The 17,504-nt window shown below is 60.1% G+C and carries 14 protein-coding genes; 10 read left to right on the forward strand and 4 right to left on the reverse strand.

Going from position 1 to position 17,504, the window contains the following annotated elements; all coding sequences use genetic code 11:
* Positions 1-73 precede the first annotated feature (73 nt).
* The 4 genes from ACTWLJ_RS09620 to ACTWLJ_RS09635 all read right to left on the reverse strand — a co-directional run bounded on the left by ACTWLJ_RS09620 (position 74) and on the right by ACTWLJ_RS09635 (position 4,785).
* A complete protein-coding gene (locus tag ACTWLJ_RS09620) occupies positions 74-1,048 on the reverse strand; it encodes a serine/threonine protein kinase (RefSeq protein WP_445180676.1) in 975 nt (324 codons plus the stop codon).
* Positions 1,049-1,214: 166 nt separating this feature from the next.
* The gene (locus ACTWLJ_RS09625) at positions 1,215-3,116 is read right to left on the reverse strand and encodes a PhoX family protein (protein WP_445180677.1); all 1,902 of its coding nucleotides are present in this window, start codon (positions 3,114-3,116) and stop codon (positions 1,215-1,217) included.
* Between the two features lie 72 nt (positions 3,117-3,188).
* The gene (locus tag ACTWLJ_RS09630) at positions 3,189-3,953 is read right to left on the reverse strand and encodes a TOBE domain-containing protein (protein WP_401216463.1); all 765 of its coding nucleotides are present in this window, start codon (positions 3,951-3,953) and stop codon (positions 3,189-3,191) included.
* 97 nt (positions 3,954-4,050) lie between these two features.
* Positions 4,051-4,785, reverse strand: a complete 735-nt coding sequence (locus tag ACTWLJ_RS09635) for a ComF family protein (RefSeq protein WP_445180678.1) — start codon at positions 4,783-4,785, stop codon at positions 4,051-4,053.
* A 91-nt stretch (positions 4,786-4,876) separates the two neighbouring features.
* Here ACTWLJ_RS09635 and bioB point away from each other — a divergent pair, with 91 nt between their 5' ends.
* From bioB to ACTWLJ_RS09685, 10 genes are all read left to right on the forward strand, one after another.
* Positions 4,877-5,932 (forward strand): biotin synthase BioB, encoded by a 1,056-nt coding sequence (bioB, locus tag ACTWLJ_RS09640; RefSeq protein ID WP_401216461.1) that lies wholly within the window; start codon positions 4,877-4,879, stop codon positions 5,930-5,932.
* A gap of 171 nt (positions 5,933-6,103) precedes the next feature.
* The gene (gene bioF, locus ACTWLJ_RS09645; protein WP_445180679.1) at positions 6,104-7,282 is read left to right on the forward strand and encodes an 8-amino-7-oxononanoate synthase; all 1,179 of its coding nucleotides are present in this window, start codon (positions 6,104-6,106) and stop codon (positions 7,280-7,282) included.
* Positions 7,275-8,006 (forward strand): alpha/beta fold hydrolase, encoded by a 732-nt coding sequence (locus ACTWLJ_RS09650; protein WP_445180680.1) that lies wholly within the window; start codon positions 7,275-7,277, stop codon positions 8,004-8,006. The genes bioF and ACTWLJ_RS09650 overlap by 8 nt, the downstream gene beginning before the upstream one ends.
* Positions 7,999-8,811, forward strand: a complete 813-nt coding sequence (bioC, locus tag ACTWLJ_RS09655; RefSeq protein ID WP_445180681.1) for a malonyl-ACP O-methyltransferase BioC — start codon at positions 7,999-8,001, stop codon at positions 8,809-8,811. Before ACTWLJ_RS09650 ends, bioC begins: the two co-directional genes overlap by 8 nt.
* Positions 8,808-9,488: a dethiobiotin synthase gene (gene bioD, locus ACTWLJ_RS09660; RefSeq protein WP_445180682.1), complete on the forward strand. Its 681-nt coding sequence runs from the start codon at positions 8,808-8,810 to the stop codon at positions 9,486-9,488. Before bioC ends, bioD begins: the two co-directional genes overlap by 4 nt.
* 106 nt (positions 9,489-9,594) lie before the next feature.
* Positions 9,595-9,891 carry a pyrroloquinoline quinone biosynthesis protein PqqE gene (locus tag ACTWLJ_RS09665; protein WP_129395789.1) on the forward strand — a complete coding sequence of 99 codons (297 nt, stop codon included), beginning with the start codon at positions 9,595-9,597 and terminating at the stop codon, positions 9,889-9,891.
* Positions 9,892-10,168: 277 nt separating this feature from the next.
* On the forward strand, positions 10,169-11,974 hold the full coding sequence (locus ACTWLJ_RS09670) for a phenylacyl-CoA dehydrogenase (RefSeq protein ID WP_445180683.1): 1,806 nt from the start codon (positions 10,169-10,171) through the stop codon (positions 11,972-11,974).
* A 224-nt stretch (positions 11,975-12,198) separates the two neighbouring features.
* Positions 12,199-13,488 (forward strand): GGDEF domain-containing protein, encoded by a 1,290-nt coding sequence (locus tag ACTWLJ_RS09675; RefSeq protein ID WP_445180684.1) that lies wholly within the window; start codon positions 12,199-12,201, stop codon positions 13,486-13,488.
* Positions 13,489-13,577: 89 nt separating this feature from the next.
* Entirely contained in the window at positions 13,578-15,374 is a 1,797-nt protein-coding gene (locus tag ACTWLJ_RS09680; RefSeq protein ID WP_445180685.1) for an acyl-CoA dehydrogenase C-terminal domain-containing protein, read from the forward strand.
* Positions 15,375-15,645: 271 nt separating this feature from the next.
* The gene (locus tag ACTWLJ_RS09685) at positions 15,646-17,424 is read left to right on the forward strand and encodes an acyl-CoA dehydrogenase C-terminal domain-containing protein (RefSeq protein ID WP_445180686.1); all 1,779 of its coding nucleotides are present in this window, start codon (positions 15,646-15,648) and stop codon (positions 17,422-17,424) included.
* Positions 17,425-17,504: the final 80 nt, after the last annotated feature.

Raw genomic sequence — 17,504 nt, forward strand, 5'->3', positions numbered from 1 at the left:
GGTTCAGTCAACGCGATGTTGAATGTCAGTCCGCTTTCGCTAGCAGGCTAGCTCCCACAAGGTTTGTGGTGAATCAGAATAACTTCAGCGGTTCTTCCTGGAGCGCCGAGAGTTGCTCACGCAGCGCCAACACCTGATCGCCCCAATAGCGTTCAGTGCCGAACCACGGAAAACTGTGCGGGAACGCCGGGTCATCCCAGCGCCGTGCCAGCCAGGCGCTGTAGTGCATCAGGCGCAACGCTCGCAATGGTTCGATCAGTGCCAGTTCACGCGGATCAAAGTCGTGAAACTCGTTGTAGCCGTCCATCAATTCCGACAGTTGCCCAAGGCATTCCTGACGGTCGCCGGCCAGCATCATCCAGATGTCCTGCACTGCCGGGCCCATGCGGCAGTCGTCAAGGTCGACGATGTGGAACATCTCATCACGGCACATCATGTTGCCGGGGTGGCAGTCGCCGTGCATACGGATGTTCTGATGCGGGGTGGCGGCGTAGGCGTCTTCCACCCGCTTGAGCAGATCGCGGGCCACGGACTCGTAAGCCGGCAGCAAGCTCTTGGGAATGAAGTTGCCTTCGAGCAGGGTGTTCAGCGAGGCGTGGCCGAAGTTCTGCACGGCGAGGGCTTCACGGTGTTCGAACGGCTTGGTCGCGCCGACCGCATGAATCCGCCCGAGCAACTGGCCGAGGCGATACAGCTGATCGAGATTGCCCGGCTCCGGCGCCCGGCCACCACGACGGGGAAACAGGGTGAAGCGGAATCCGGCGTGTTCGTGCAGGGTTTCGCCGTTGTGGATCAATGGCGCAACCACCGGGATTTCTACGTCAGCCAGTTCGAAGGTGAACTTGTGTTCTTCGAGGATGGCTTCGTTGGTCCAGCGCTGCGGACGATAGAACTTGGCGATCAGCGGTTCGGAGTCTTCGATGCCAACCTGATAGACACGGTTTTCGTAGCTGTTGAGCGCCAGAATGCGCGCATCGCTCAAGAAGCCGATGCTTTCGACAGCATCGAGTACGAGGTCTGGGGTGAGGGTTTCAAACGGGTGGGCCATGCTGACTCCTGCGCGCAGCAGGCTGCCGCGTCCGGCCCGGCATGGTAGCGCAGATGACAGGGAGGAAGGGGGTTAGTGTCCAAACCGACGCCATCGCGAGCAGGCTCACTCCTACATTTGGAATGCATTTCACTGTAAGAGTGAGCCTGCTCGCGATAAGGGCCTGTCAGGCGCCGACGATTCCGCCGTCCTCACGGGAGATCGCCATCACCGACGAGCGCGGCTTGCCGTTCGGCAGATGCTCAGGGAAGGTCGAACCACCGTTCTCGCCCGGATGCTGAATCCCGACAAACAGGGTTTTCTGATCCGGCGAGAAGCTGATCCCGGTCACTTCGCAACCAATCGGCCCGACCATGAACCGGCGAATTTCACCCGTCGCCGGATCGGCGCAGAGCATCTGGTTGTTGCCCATGCCGGCGAAGTCCCCGGCATTGCTCGAATCGCCGTCAGTCAGAATCCACAGACGCCCGGCCTTGTCGAAGCCCAGGCCATCCGGGCTGTTGAACATGTTCTGCGGGGTGATGTTCTTCGATCCGCCCTTCGGCGTGCCGGCATGCACGCCCGGGTTGCCGGCGACCACAAACAGATCCCAGGCGAAAGTTTTCGCCGCGTGATCGTCGCGGTCGGTGCGCCAGCGCAGGATCTGCCCGTAGACGTTCTTCTCGCGAGGGTTCGGGCCACCCACTGGTTGACCGTCTTCACCGCGCTTGGCGTTGTTGGTCAGGGTGCAATAGACCTGGCCGTCTTTCGGGCTGACGACAATCCATTCCGGGCGGTCCATGCGCGTGGCGCCGACGACGCTGGCGGCCAGTCGTGCGTGGATCAGCACTTCGGCCTGATCGGCAAAACCGCTGCTGGCGTCGATGCCGTTTTTGCCGTGGGTCAGTTCGATCCACTGGCCTTGGCCTTTCGGGTGATCCGGGTTGCCGTCGCCGGCATCGAACTTGGCCACGTACAAAGTGCCGTGATCGAGGATGTCGCGGTTGGCTTTCGGGTTGCGATGGTTGATGCGCTCGCGGCTGACGAATTTGTAGATGAACTCGCCACGCTCGTCATCGCCCATGTACACCACGACGCGCCCGTCGTCGGTTTCGGCGAGTGCGGCGTTCTCATGCTTGAAGCGGCCCAGCGCGGTGCGTTTGACCGGCGTCGATTGCGGATCGAACGGGTCGATCTCGACCACCCAGCCGTGACGGTTGAGTTCGTTGGGGTTCTTGGCCAGATCGAAGCGTGGGTCGAACGGGTGCCAGTTGATTTCCCGGCTGGTAACCGATGCGCCGTAGCGCTTCTGCGCCGGGTCGAATTGTTGTTGCGCGTTGCTGCTACCGAAGCAATCGGTGAAGTTCTCTTCGCAGGTCAGGTACGTGCCCCACGGCGTCATGCCGTTGGCGCAGTTCTGGAACGTGCCGAGGACTTTCTTGCCGCGCTTGTCGGCGCTGGTTTTCATCAGCTCGTGACCGGCGGCCGGGCCGCTGATGCGCAGCGGCGAGTTGCCGTGGATACGGCGGTTGTAGCGCGAGCCCTGAACGAACTGCCACTGGCCGTTCTTGCGCTGCACTTCGATCACTGAAACGCCTTCGCAGGCCAGCGCCTTGCGCACGTCTTCGGCCGATTGCGGGATGCCGCCGTGCGGGTAGAGGTAGCGGTAGTTGGTGTATTCGTTGTTGATCGCCATCAACGCGCGGTTCTTGTCGTCGGGAAAGGCGAACAGGCTCATGCCGTCGTTGTTATCGCCGAACTGCACTTCCTGTGCAGCGGCGGTGCCATTGCCGCTTGGGTCGAAGGCCGGGCCGTTTTTTTGCAGCGGCTGGCCCCAACTGATCAGTACCGAAGACTTGTAGCCCTTGGGCAGACTGATGACGTCGGTGGTCGCGGCGGCAATGCTGTCGAAGCCGAGCAGGCGGCTGTTGCCGGCGCTGACACCGGTGGCCAGCGCACTGCGGCTCAACAGGCTACCGCCGAGGAACATCGCTGCGCCGCACAGGGCGCCGGCGCTGATGAAACCGCGCCGGCTCAGGCCGACCATTTTTTCCAGATCGGTGGATTGGTTTTCTTCTAACAGGCTCATCTCAGGCTCCCTGCATGGTTTTTGCAGCCACCTTAATGAGGGTCGATGACGCTTTTGTTGCAGGGCGCCGAGCTAGAGCGGTGTGCCGATCAGCACATTGGAAGGGGAGAACTGCACACGGACCGGTTGCTCGACACTCAGGCCATGGGTGCGCAAGTGCAGCGGCTCAGCCAGGGCGCAGAGGGTCTGGCCATTGGGCAGGGCGATGCGAACTTCGCTGGGACCGTCCTCGGCATCGAGAATCGCCTCGATGGTGCCGTTTAGAAGATTGTGACCGGATGTTGCAGGTTGTTCGCTGGACAGCAGTTCGAGCCAGCCGGCCTTGATCAGCGCCACCACTTCGGTGCCCGCGTGCAGTTCCAGATGCACAGTGCTGTCGTGGGTGATCTGCGCGTCGATCCATAGCCCTTCGGCCAGTTCCAGGCGAATCAGGTCATTGCGCCCCTGGCTCTCGATTGCCACGACTTTGCCGTGCAACTGATTGCGGGCGCTGGTGCGCAGCATCAAGCGGCCAAGCAAGTCGAGGTCGCTGGCATCTTCGGCGGCCTCCAGCACTTGTGCCTGCAAGGCTTGCAGTTTTTGATAAAGACGCAGGACACGTTCGCCTTCGCTGGACAGTTTGGCGCCACCGCCACCCTTGCCACCGACCGCGCGTTCCACCAGCGGTTTCTGCGCGAGGTTGTTCAGCTCATCAATGGCATCCCATGCCGCTTTGTAACTCAGGCCGGCGCTTTTCGCGGCGCGGGTGATCGAGCCCTGTTCGGCGATGTGTTGCAGCAGGGCGATGCGCTGCGGGCGACGGACGATGTGCTGGGACAACAGGGTTGGCAGGGACATAGATGAGCGCTTTGTGCTGTGACGATGGGGGTTGAAGTTGGCGGCTCGGGACCCGAGAGTCAAGCCCGACGCTAATCCCTTTATAGGAGTGGTTTGCTCAAGTACCCGGTTTTGGCGTGCGTGCCAGGCAATAGACATCGACCCTTGCGGCGCCTGCGTCGATTAACAGTCGCGCCAGTGCCTGAGCGGTGGCTCCAGTGGTCAGCACATCATCGACCAACGCCAGATGTCGGCCTGCTACTTGCGCGTCGGGTGTGAGCACAAAAGCATTGCGCAGATTGAGTTGGCGCGCCTTGGCGTCGAGGTCCTGCTGGGCGCTGGTATCGAGAATTCGTTGCAGCAGATTCTCTTCGCAGGGCAGATCGAGGTGTTGACCTAACCAGCGCGCCAGCATGCTGGCCTGATTGAAACCGCGCTGGCGCAATCGCTTGGTGGCGAGCGGCACCGGCAATAACGCATGTGGGCGTGGCAAGTCTTCTTCGAAGCGATGTTGCAGGAATTGCCCGAGAACTTCGGCGAGCAGGTGGCCAAACGGCCAATTGGCGCTATGTTTGAAGCGAGTGATCAAACTGTCCACCGGAAACCCGTAAACCCACGGCACGGCAACCTGTTCGAAAGCCGGCGGCTCATGCAGGCAACCACCGCAAGTCATGCCGGGCGCGAGTAGCGGTAGCGCGCAAGTCAGGCATTGATCACCCAGCCAGGGTAGTTCGGTTTCGCAGGCCATACAGAGCGGCGTTTGAGCATCCGCAGGCTCATTGCATAACAAACAGAGTTGTACGTTTTTTAAACAGATGTAAACCTGACCTTCGTACTGTGGTTGACAGCGCATTGCTCTTCCTTAAATATGCCGAACATCCGTGTCGCGTCTGTGGGTATTCCGTTCCCGCAGCCGCCAGCCAAGCATAACCAAGGAAACACCCATGAGCGCGAGCACCACTGCCACCCTGCGTCACGACTGGTCTTTGGCCGAAGTCAAAGCTCTGTTCGTACAGCCTTTCAACGACTTGCTGTTCCAGGCGCAGACGGTGCACCGCGCGCATTTCAACGCCAACCGGGTTCAAGTTTCCACGCTGCTGTCGATCAAGACGGGCGCCTGCCCGGAAGATTGCAAGTACTGTCCGCAGTCCGGTCACTACAACACCGGTCTGGAAAAAGAAAAACTGATGGAAGTGCAGAAAGTCCTCGAAGAGGCTGCCCGCGCCAAGTCCATCGGCTCGACGCGTTTCTGCATGGGCGCGGCGTGGAAGCATCCATCGGCCAAAGACATGCCGTACGTGCTGCAGATGGTTGAAGGCGTGAAAGCCTTGGGTCTGGAAACCTGCATGACCCTCGGTCGCCTCGATCAGGACCAGACCGAAGCGCTGGCCAAGGCCGGCCTCGACTACTACAACCACAACCTCGACACCTCGCCGGAGTTCTACGGCAGCATCATCACCACCCGCACTTACAGCGAACGCTTGCAGACGCTGGCCTACGTGCGTGAGTCGGGGATGAAGATCTGCTCCGGTGGCATCCTCGGTATGGGCGAGTCGCTCGATGACCGCGCCAATCTGCTGATCCAGTTGGCCAACCTGCCAGAGCATCCGGAGTCGGTGCCGATCAACATGCTGGTGAAGGTTGCCGGTACGCCGCTGGAAAACGCCGAAGACATCGACCCGTTCGATTTCATTCGCATGCTCGCCGTGGCACGCATCCTGATGCCGCAATCCCACGTGCGCCTGTCCGCCGGCCGCGAAGCGATGAACGAACAGATGCAGGCCCTGGCGTTCTTCGCCGGTGCCAACTCGATTTTCTACGGCGACAAACTGCTGACCACCGCCAACCCGCAGGCCGACAAGGACATGCAGTTGTTTGCTCGCTTGGGTATCCAGCCGGAAGCTCGCGAAGAGCATTCGGACGAGGTTCACCAGGCCGCGATCGAACAGGCCCTGGTTGAGCAGAAGAGCACCGAGCAGTTCTATAACGCTGCGGTTTAACAGCTGCGCGGATTCCTCTGAAGGAATGCAAACCCTTGTGGGAGCGAGCTTGCTCGCGAAAGCGGTATTTCAGTCGACATTGATGTCGGATGTGAAGGCGTCTTCGCGAGCAAGCTCGCTCCCACAGGGAATCGCGTTCACTTTGATATTTGTGATCTCACCGAGGCCTGCATGTCTTTCGATCTCGCCGCACGCCTTGCTGCCCGTCGTGCCGAAAATCTCTATCGCCAGCGCCCGCTGCTTGAAACCCCACAGGGGCCACAAGTGGTGGTCGATGGTCAGCCATTATTGGCGTTCTGCAACAACGACTATTTAGGCCTGGCCAATCACCCGCAGGTGATCGAAGCCTGGCGCGCTGGCGCCGAGCGCTGGGGCGTTGGCGGCGGGGCGTCGCATCTGGTGATCGGCCACAGCACCCCGCATCACGCGCTGGAAGAAGCCTTGGCTGACCTGACCGGTCGCCCGCGCGCGTTGCTGTTCACTACCGGCTACATGGCTAACCTGGGCGCCGTCACGGCGCTGGTCGGGCAGGGCGACACGGTGCTCGAAGACCGGCTCAATCATGCCTCGCTGCTGGATGCCGGTTTGTTGTCCGGGGCGCGCTTCAATCGCTATCTGCACAACGACGCCGTGAGTCTGGCCAAGCGCCTGGAGAAAGCCACCGGTAACACGCTGGTGGTCACCGATGGCGTGTTCAGCATGGACGGCGATATCGCCGATCTGCCGGCGCTGGCCCGCGAAGCCAAGGCCAAAGGTGCGTGGCTGATGGTCGACGATGCCCACGGTTTTGGGCCGCTGGGCGCCAACGGTGGCGGAATCGTCGAGCATTTCGGTTTGAGTCAGAACGATGTGCCGGTGCTGGTCGGCACCCTCGGCAAAGCATTCGGCACTGCTGGTGCGTTCGTCGCTGGCAGTGAAGAGCTGATCGAAAGTCTGATCCAGTTCGCTCGCCCATACATTTACACCACCAGCCAGCCGCCGGCGCTGGCCTGTGCGACGCTGAAAAGCCTTGAACTGCTGCGCAGCGAGCATTGGCGGCGTGAACATTTACAGACGTTGATTCGCCAGTTCCGCCATGGCGCTGAACAGATCGGGCTGGAACTGATGGACAGCTTCACCCCGATCCAGCCGATCATGATTGGCGATGCCGGCCGTGCGGTGCGCTTGTCGCAGATGCTGCGCGAGCGCGGCTTGATGGTCACCGCGATTCGCCCCCCCACCGTGCCCGCTGGCAGTGCGCGGTTGCGGGTGACGTTGACCGCCGCCCACAGCGAGGCGCAGGTGCAGCTATTGTTAGAGGGTCTCGCCGATTGCTTTGCCCAACTGTCGTCGGAGCCAAGCCATGCGTAACCGACTGATCCTGCTGCCCGGCTGGGGCCTCGGCATTTCGCCGCTGGAACCTTTGGCTGCCGCATTGCAGGGACTCGACGAACATCTGCATGTCGAGATCGAGCCGCTGCCGGAACTCGATTCCGGTGACCTGCAAGACTGGCTCGACGAACTCGATGAGCGAATTCCTCAGGATGTCTGGCTTGGCGGCTGGTCGCTGGGTGGCATGCTCGCTTCTGAACTGGCGGCGCGTCGGGGTGAGCATTGCTGCGGTCTGCTGACGCTGGCGAGTAATCCTTCTTTTGTTGCCCACGAACAGTGGCCGAGCGCGATGCCGACCGAGACCTTTGATGCTTTTCTCGCCGGTTGCGCTGCTGATCCGAAAACCACCCTCAAACGTTTCTCGCTGCTGTGCGCACAAGGCGCTCAGGACCCGCGTGGCTTGTCGCGGCTGTTGCTGACCGCGGCGCCGACTGCTTCGCCCGCAGCGCTGATGGCAGGTCTGGAATTGCTTGCGCAGATAGACACTCGCGCAGCCGTGCAGGCGTTTCGCGGCCCGCAGTTACATTTGTTTGCCGGACAGGACGGTCTGGTGCCCGCCGAGGCAGCAGGGGAGTTGTTCGCGTTGTTGCCGGATGTCGAAATTGGCCTGATCGAACAGGCCAGCCATGCGTTTCTGCTGGAGGACCCCCACGGAGTGGCGGGTGCGATCCAGGCGTTTTTACATGAGTGCGGTGATGACTGATTTATCTCTAGCGGCGTTGCCCGGTGGCTTGCCTGACAAACGTCGGGTGGCGGCGTCTTTTTCCCGTGCAGCGGCCAGCTACGACAGCGTGGCTGAGTTGCAGCGCGATGTCGGTTCGCAGTTGTTGCAGCGTTTGCCCGCAGACTTTGTTCCGGCGCGTTGGCTGGATCTGGGCTGCGGCACTGGTTATTTCACTCGGGCGCTGGCCGAACGTTTCGACGCAAGCAACGGGCTGGCGCTGGATATCGCTGAAGGCATGCTCAATCACGCCCGTCCGTTGGGCGGTGCTCAGCATTTCATCGCCGGTGATGCCGAACGGCTGCCGTTGCAGGACTCCAGCTGTGATTTGATCTTCTCCAGCCTTGCGGTGCAGTGGTGCGCGGATTTCGATTCGGTGCTCAGCGAAGCCTTTCGCGTGCTCAAGCCGGGGGGGATTTTCGCGTTTGCTAGTCTTTGTGTAGGGACGCTGTACGAATTGCGCGATAGCTGGCGGCAGGTCGATGGCCTGGTACACGTCAACCGCTTCCGCGAGTTCGCTCGTTACGAGCAGTTGTGTGCGGCCAGCGGTTTGCGCACCGTCAGTCTGGAAAACCAGCCGCATGTGCTGCATTACCCGGATGTGCGCAGTTTGACCCACGAACTGAAGGCGCTCGGCGCGCATAATCTGAATCCGGGCAGGCCCGGCGGTTTGACCGGGCGGGCGCGGATTCTCGGTCTGGTGGATGCTTACGAGCAGTTCCGTGAGGCGTCGGGATTGCCGGCGACTTATCAGGTGGTCTACGCCGTGTTGGAGAAACCCTTATGAGCGCAGCGTATTTCATCACCGGAACTGACACCGACGTCGGCAAGACCACCGTGGCTGCCGGATTGCTGCATGCGGCGCGCTCGGCGGGATTGAGTACGGCGGCGGGCAAACCGGTAGCTTCCGGTTGCGAGGTGACCACCAAGGGTTTGCGCAACAGCGATGCACTGGCGCTGTTGGCTGAGTGTTCATTGCCGCTGACTTATCAACAGGTCAATCCGGTGGCGTTCGAACCGGCCATCGCCCCGCATCTGGCGGCGCGGGAGGCTGGTGTGGCGCTGACGGTGCAATCGCTGCTGGCACCGATGCGCTCGATTCTCGCGATGAATGCCGATTTCACCCTGATCGAGGGCGCGGGCGGCTGGCGTGTGCCGTTGGCGGATCAGGACAATCTTTCCGATTTGGCTATCGCCTTGAAGCTGCCGGTGATTCTGGTGGTTGGCGTGCGATTGGGTTGTATCAGTCATGCGCTGCTGACGGCCGAGGCGATTGCTCGCGATGGTCTGCAACTGGCGGGCTGGGTGGCGAATATCATTGATCCGAAGACCTCACGGCTGGAGGAAAACCTGGCGACGCTGGCCGAGCGGATTCCCGCGCCGTGTCTTGGTCGGGTACCGAAACTCAAGTCAATCAGTGCCGAGGCGGTGGCGGAACATCTGCAATTGGATCTGCTCGACTGATTTTGCCTATGAGCAGGCACTGTGCCATTAGTGTTTTTGACGGGTGTTTTTCTGACGCCTCTGGTTCAATGGCTTGTATTGATCCTTCCCAAGGACGAGAGCTCCCATGGAAATCTCCGGTAACACAGCTTTTTATGCGGGTTTGAGCACGATTCAGACCGGGCAGAACCGTGTCGATCAGGCGGCCAGCCAGATCGCCAACAACACCATTGAGCGTTCGGTTACCAGCCAGTCTTCGGAAGCGCAGATCGATCGTTTGCGCGGTGTGGATCGCAGCCAGCAAATGGATCTGGGCAGCGACATGGTGCAGATGGCTCAAGGCAAGTTCCAGGTAGAACTGGGCGCCAAAGTCGCCAAGGCATCCGATGAAGTGCTCGGTACGATCATCGACACTTTTGCCTGATTTGCAGCATTTCATGTTTCGCTAACGCCGCGCCTGTTCGCGGCGTTTTTCGTTGTAAGTCCTTCTCTCTCAACTAATCTTTGTTTGATTGTCCGTGGCTCGGTCGAGCGCATGGCGTTCTGTCGTGGCCGGCGTTTGGAAACTGTGATGACGAACGGCAAAAGATCGATGCTTGACAAGATTTCGGCGTAAACGTATGTTTCAAACAACTGTTTGACCGTCACAACAAATCAACGCGGTCGTTCATTCCCGGTTACATCAGCAGAGGTTTATCGCTATGCCTGACTACAAGGCCCCCTTGCGTGATATTCGCTTCGTTCGTGACGAGCTGCTCGGCTACGAAGCGCACTATCAGAGCCTTCCGGCTTGCGCAGACGCAACTCCGGACATGGTTGACGCCATTCTCGAAGAAGGCGCCAAGTTTTGTGAGCAGGTACTGGCTCCGCTGAACCGTGTGGGCGACATCGAAGGTTGCACCTGGAGCGAGTCCGGCGTGAAAACCCCGACTGGCTTCAAAGAGGCTTACAAGCAATTCGTCGAAGGCGGCTGGCCGAGCCTGGCGCACGACGTCGAGCACGGTGGTCAGGGTCTGCCTGAGTCGCTGGGTCTGGCTGTCAGCGAAATGGTTGGCGAGGCCAACTGGTCGTGGGGCATGTACCCGGGCCTGTCGCACGGCGCGATGAACACCATCTCCGAGCACGGCACCCCTGAGCAGCAGGACGCCTACCTGACCAAACTGGTTTCCGGCGAATGGACCGGCACCATGTGCTTGACCGAACCGCACTGCGGCACCGACCTGGGCATGCTGCGCACCAAGGCCGAACCTCAGGCTGACGGTTCCTACAAAGTCTCCGGCACCAAGATCTTCATCTCGGCCGGTGAACACGACATGGCCGACAACATCGTCCACATCGTACTGGCCCGCCTGCCGGATGCACCGGCTGGCACCAAAGGCATCTCCCTGTTTATCGTTCCAAAGTTCATGCCGAATGCTGATGGCACCATCGGTGCACGCAACGCTGTGACCTGCGGTTCGCTGGAACACAAGATGGGCATCCACGGCAACGCCACTTGCGTGATGAACTTTGACGGCGCGACCGGTTTCCTGATCGGCCCGGCCAACAAAGGCCTGAACTGCATGTTCACCTTCATGAATACCGCTCGTCTGGGTACCGCGCTGCAAGGCCTGGCCCACGCCGAAATCGGTTTCCAGGGTGGCCTGAAATACGCTCGTGACCGTCTGCAAATGCGTTCCCTGACTGGCCCGAAAGCGCCGGAAAAAGCCGCTGACCCGATCATCGTGCACCCAGACGTACGCCGCATGCTGTTGACCATGAAGGCATTCGCCGAAGGCAACCGTGCGATGGTGTACTTCACCGCCAAACAGGTCGACATCGTCAAATACGGCGTGGACGAAGAAGAGAAGAAGAAAGCCGACGCACTGCTGGCTTTCATGACTCCAATCGCCAAAGCCTTCATGACCGAAGTCGGTTTTGAATCCGCCAACCACGGCGTGCAGATCTACGGCGGCCACGGCTTCATCGCCGAGTGGGGCATGGAGCAGAACGTTCGCGACAGCCGCATTTCGATGCTGTACGAGGGCACCACCGGTATCCAGGCACTCGACCTGCTGGGCCGTAAAGTGCTGATGACTCAAGGCGAGGCTCTGAAAGGCTTCACCAAGATCGTCCACAAGTTCTGCCAGACCAACGAAGGCAACGAAGCCGTTCAGGAATTCGTCACTCCGCTGGCTGCACTGAACAAAGAGTGGGGCGAGTTGACCATGAAGGTCGGTATGGCTGCCATGAAAGACCGCGAAGAAGTTGGCGCGGCTTCCGTGGACTACCTGATGTACTCCGGTTATGCCTGCCTGGCTTACTTCTGGGCCGACATGGCGCGTCTGGCAGCCGAGAAGCTGGCAGAAGGCACCAGCGACGCGGCGTTCTACACCGCCAAGCTGCAAACCGCGCGCTTCTACTTCCAGCGCATCCTGCCGCGTACCCGTACACACGTGGCCACCATGCTGTCGGGCGCCAATAACCTGATGGACATGAAAGAAGAAGACTTCGCACTGGGCTACTAAGTCTCAGGGCAAGTTTCACGGCCGCTGCTCCCTCCGGGGACAGCGGCTTTTTTTATGCCTCATGAATAATTGTTTAACCGCGGCAAATTCCCCACTAAAAGGCTAAGAAAAGCTGATTTCCTGCCGTTAAAGAGGCTTCGATGTGACGCAGGTCACACTGCATGTGCTTAACTGCTCAAAATGCAGGCACAATGCCATCTTTTGCCGGGTCGGAGTTCAACCCCTTGCCGCGTTCTTCCGCTGTACGTTTTAGCCATTTTTTACCATCACTGCTGTTGTTACTCGCGGGGTTGTCGGCTGCGTACGTCAAAGACCTCAACGTGTTCTTCACTTCACTGTTCAACGTATTGCCGACTCTGGTGCTGCTGTTGGGTGGTGCTTACTGTGCGGTTTACCGACGTCAGCGCGAACTGTTTCTGATGCTCACGGTGTACATCGCCTACTTCCTGCTCGACACCCAGACCGACTATTACCGCGACAACGGCAAAGTGCGTGAAGACGCTGCGGTGGTGTTCCATCTGGTGTGCCTGCTGCTGCCGCTGTTGTTCGGCCTGTTCGCGGCGTGGCAGGAACGTACGCACCTGTTTCAGGACATGGTGGCGCGATTCGCCGTATTGCTTGCCTTCGGCAGCGTCGCCCTCGGGCTTGAGCAAAGTTACCCGCAAGCGCTGCTGATGTGGCTTTCGGAGATCCGCTGGCCAGCGCTGCATGGCGCGTGGATGAGTCTGATCCAGTTGTCGTATCCAGTGTTCGTCTCGGCGTTCGTGCTGTTGGCCTGGCAATACTGGCGCAACCCGCGACCGCTGCACGCGGCGCAACTGGTGGGCTTGCTGGGTGTGTTCTGGATGCTGCCGAAAACCTTCATCCTGCCGTTCACCCTGAACATCATGTGCAGCCAGGTGATGCTGATGATCGCTGCCGCCGTTGCGCATGAAGCCTATCAAATGGCCTTCCGCGACGAACTCACCGGCCTGCCGGGGCGCCGCGCACTCAACGAACGCATGCAGCGTTTGGGTCGCAACTATGTGCTGGCGATGAGCGACGTCGACCACTTCAAGAAATTCAACGATACCCACGGCCACGATGTCGGTGACCAGGTTCTGCGTCTGGTTGCCAGCAAGCTGTCGAAGATCAGCGGCGGCGGTAGGGCGTATCGCTATGGTGGCGAGGAATTTGCCCTGGTATTCGCCGGAAAGACCCTCGAAGAGTGCATGCCGCACCTGGAAGTGATCCGCGAGTCGATCGCGTCTTACAGCATTCAACTGCGCAATCAGGAAAACCGCCCGAATGACGATCAGCAAGGTCGTCAGCGTCGCGCCGGCTCCGGTGCGTCCAGTGTCTCGGTCACCGTCAGTATCGGTGTCGCCGAACGGCTGGAGCAGCGCAACCCGGAACAAGTCCTGAAGTCCGCCGACGAGGCGCTCTATGCAGCCAAGGGCGCCGGGCGTAACTGCGTGGTGGCGTACGGGCAGAACCGCCGTGGCGCGGTGCGCATGGACGCTGCTGCGGGTTGAGTGATGACGGCGCATTCAGCGTCTGGACAGTGATTGTGAGGCGTGGTGGCCGGCAGTAGGTTGAAGAAATCTGCTGACGGAGAAGCACCATGCCTGAATACAAAGCCCCCCTGCGCGACATGCGCTTTCTGATCGACAACGTCTTCGACTTCCACGCCAACTACGCAGCTCTGGGTGCCGACGACGCCAGCCCGGACATGATCAGCGCGATCCTTGAGGAAGGCGCGAAGTTCTGCGAGAACGTGCTGGCGCCGCTCAATCGCAGCGGTGACGAAGAGGGCTGCCATTTCGACAATGGCGTGGTAACAACGCCTACAGGCTTCAAGCAAGCCTTCGCACAATATGTCGAGGGCGGCTGGCACGGTCTGGCGGCAGATCCGGCTTACGGCGGCCAAGGCTTGCCGAGTTCGCTGGGGCTGGTGATCAGCGAGATGGTTGGCTCCAGCAACACGTCCTGGGGCATGTATCCGGGGCTGACCCACGGCGCGATGTCGGCAATCCATGCTCACGGCACCGAAGAGCAGAAGAACACTTACCTGAGCAAACTCACCGCTGGCCAGTGGACCGGCACCATGTGCCTGACCGAAGCCCACTGCGGCACTGACTTGGGCATCATCAAGACCCGCGCCGTGCCTCAGGCCGACGGTAGCTACGCGATTAGCGGCAGCAAGATTTTCATCTCTGCCGGCGAGCACGACATGAGCGACAACATCATCCATCTGGTGTTGGCCAAGTTGCCTGACGCACCGGCCGGCACCAAGGGTATTTCGCTGTTCATCGTGCCGAAATTCCTCCCGGACACGACCGGCGAAGCGGGGCAGCGCAACGGCGTTTCTTGCGGTTCGATCGAACACAAGATGGGCATCAAGGCGTCCGCCACTTGCGTGCTGAACTTCGACGAGGCCAAAGGCTTTTTGATCGGCGAGCCGAACAAGGGCCTCAACTGCATGTTCACCATGATGAACCACGCACGGCTCGGCACCGGGATGCAGGGACTGTGTCTGGGTGAGGCGAGTTTTCAGGGTGCGATCAAATACGCCAACGACCGCTTGCAGATGCGCTCGCTGACCGGCGCCAAAGCCCCGGACAAACCGGCTGACCCGATCATCGTCCACCCGGACGTGCGGCGCATGCTGCTGACCATGAAAGCCTTCAACGAAGGCAATCGTGCGCTGACCTACTTCACCGCGCAGTTACTCGATAACGCGCATCTGAGCGCTGAGGCCGAGGCACGTCAGGAGGCCGAAGACCTGTTGGCCTTCCTCACGCCGATCTGCAAAGCGTTCATGACCGACACCGGACTGGAAGTGACCAACCTCGGGATGCAGATCTTCGGCGGCCACGGATTTATCCGTGAGTGGGGCATGGAGCAGCTTGTTCGCGATTGCCGGATCGCGCCGATCTACGAAGGCACCAACGGCATTCAGGCGCTCGATCTGCTGGGGCGCAAGGTGCTTGGCAGTCAGGGCAAGTTGCTGCGCGGCTTCACCAAAATCGTCCACAAATTATGTGCTGCGAATGCCGGGCATCCGCAGTTGGGGGATTTCGTCACGCAGCTTGATCAGCTCAATCAGCAATGGGGCGAGCTGACCATGAAGGTCGGTATGGCGGCGATGAAGAACCCGGACGAAGTCGGTGCCGCGTCGGTGGATTATCTGATGTACAGCGGTTACATCATCCTCGGCTACCTGTGGCTGCGCATGGCGCTGGTGGCGCAGGTGCAGTTGGATGCCGGCGAAGGGGAGGCGGATTATCTGCGTGGCAAGTTGGCGACGTGCGAGTTTTACTTCAAGCGCTTGTTGCCGAGAACGGCGGCGCATCGAGCGGCTATCGAAGCGGGCAGTGATTGCCTGATGAAACTGCCGGCGGAGCTGTTTGCACTGTAAACCGCTTCTGTGGCGAGCGAGCTTGCTCGCGCTGGGCTGCGTAGCGGCCCCTGATCGGCGAGTCCGATGAGTGAGTGCTGCGCACTCAAGCGGGAGCAAGCTCCCTCGCCACAGGTTTCTCCAGAGATCAAAAACAATTTCCGGCTGGTGACTAAAAATAACAAATCAGTCACCGGTTGACCCTATGTGTCGCAAAAGTTGTTGGGGTACACTCGGCCCCAACGAAAACACCATTCCACGAATCACCTGTTTAGATCTTGCGAGGTTTGCCATGGCTGACTACAAAGCGCCGCTGCGCGATATGCGCTTCGTCCTCAACGAAGTATTCGAGGTCGCCAAACTCTGGGCCGAACTGCCTGCATTGGCCGAGACCGTCGATGCGGAAACCGTTGAAGCCATTCTCGAAGAAGCCGGCAAGGTCACCAGCAAAAGCATCGCGCCCCTGAGCCGTGCCGCTGACGAAGAAGGTTGCCACTGGGCGGACGGTGCCGTCACCACGCCAGCCGGTTTCCCCCAGGCTTACCAGACTTATGCCGAAGGCGGCTGGGTCGGCGTTGGCGGTGATCCGGCCTACGGCGGCATGGGCATGCCCAAAGCCGTGTCGGCCCAGGTCGAAGAAATGGTCAATTCCGCCAGCCTGTCGTTCGGTCTGTACCCAATGCTGACGGCCGGCGCTTGTCTGTCGATCAACGCCCACGCCAGCGAAGAGCTGAAAGCCGCGTACCTGCCGAACATGTACGCCGGGATTTGGGCCGGTTCGATGTGCCTGACCGAGCCGCATGCCGGCACCGATCTGGGGATCATCCGTACCAAGGCCGAACCTCAGGCCGACGGTTCCTACAAGGTCAGCGGCACCAAGATCTTCATCACCGGTGGCGAACACGACCTCACCGAAAACATCATCCATCTGGTACTGGCAAAACTGCCGGACGCACCAGCAGGCCCGAAAGGCATTTCGCTGTTCCTGGTGCCTAAGTTCATGGTCAATGCCGACGGCAGCCTGGGCGCACGCAACCCGGCGAGCTGCGGTTCGATTGAACACAAGATGGGCATTCAGGCGTCCGCGACCTGCGTGATGAACTTCGACGAAGCTGTGGGTTATCTGGTCGGCGAGCCGAACAAAGGCCTGAACGCGATGTTCACCATGATGAACTACGAGCGTCTGGGCGTGGGTATTCAAGGTCTGGCCACTGGCGAGCGCTCTTATCAGAACGCTGTTGAGTACGCCCGTGATCGTCTGCAAAGCCGCTCGCCAACCGGCGCTCAAAACAAAGACAAAGTCGCTGACCCGATCATCGTCCACCCGGACGTGCGTCGCATGCTGCTGACCATGAAAGCCTCGAACGAAGGTGGCCGTGCGTTTTCCACCTACGTGGCGATGCAACTCGACACCGCCAAGTTCAGCGAAGACGCAACCACTCGCAAGCGTGCCGAGGATCTCGTTGCACTGCTGACACCAGTGGCCAAGGCGTTCCTGACCGATCTCGGTCTGGAAACCACGATTCACGGCCAGCAGATCTTTGGCGGCCACGGCTACATCCGCGAGTGGGGTCAGGAGCAACTGGTGCGCGATGTGCGCATCACCCAGATCTACGAAGGCACCAACGGTATTCAGGCGCTGGACTTGGTCGGTCGCAAGATCGTCGGTAACGGCGGCGCGTTCTACAAGCTGTTCGCTGACGAGATTCGCCACTTCACCGCAACCGCCAATGCCGATCTGGCCGAATTCACCAAGCCACTGAACGATGCCGTCGATACCCTCGACGAACTGACAGCGTGGCTGCTGGATCGGGCGAAAAACAACCCGAACGAAATCGGCGCGGCCTCAGTTGAATATCTGCAAGCGTTTGGCTATGTGGCATACGCCTACATGTGGGCACTGATGGCCAAGGCTGCGCTGGGCAAAGAAACTCAGGAAGATTTCTACGCCAGCAAGCTCGGCACTGCGCGCTTCTACTTCGCCCGTCTGCTGCCGCGTATCCACTCGTTGAGCGCATCGGTGAAGGCTGGCAGCGAGTCGTTGTTCCTGCTGGACGCCGCGCAATTCTGATCCAAAACGTTATGTAAGCAATCTCTTACATAACGTGCTGCTGTTCTCCCATATGCGCCAATTGGATCCACGGCTAATCT

The sequence above is a fragment of the Pseudomonas sp. McL0111 genome (assembly GCF_052567255.1).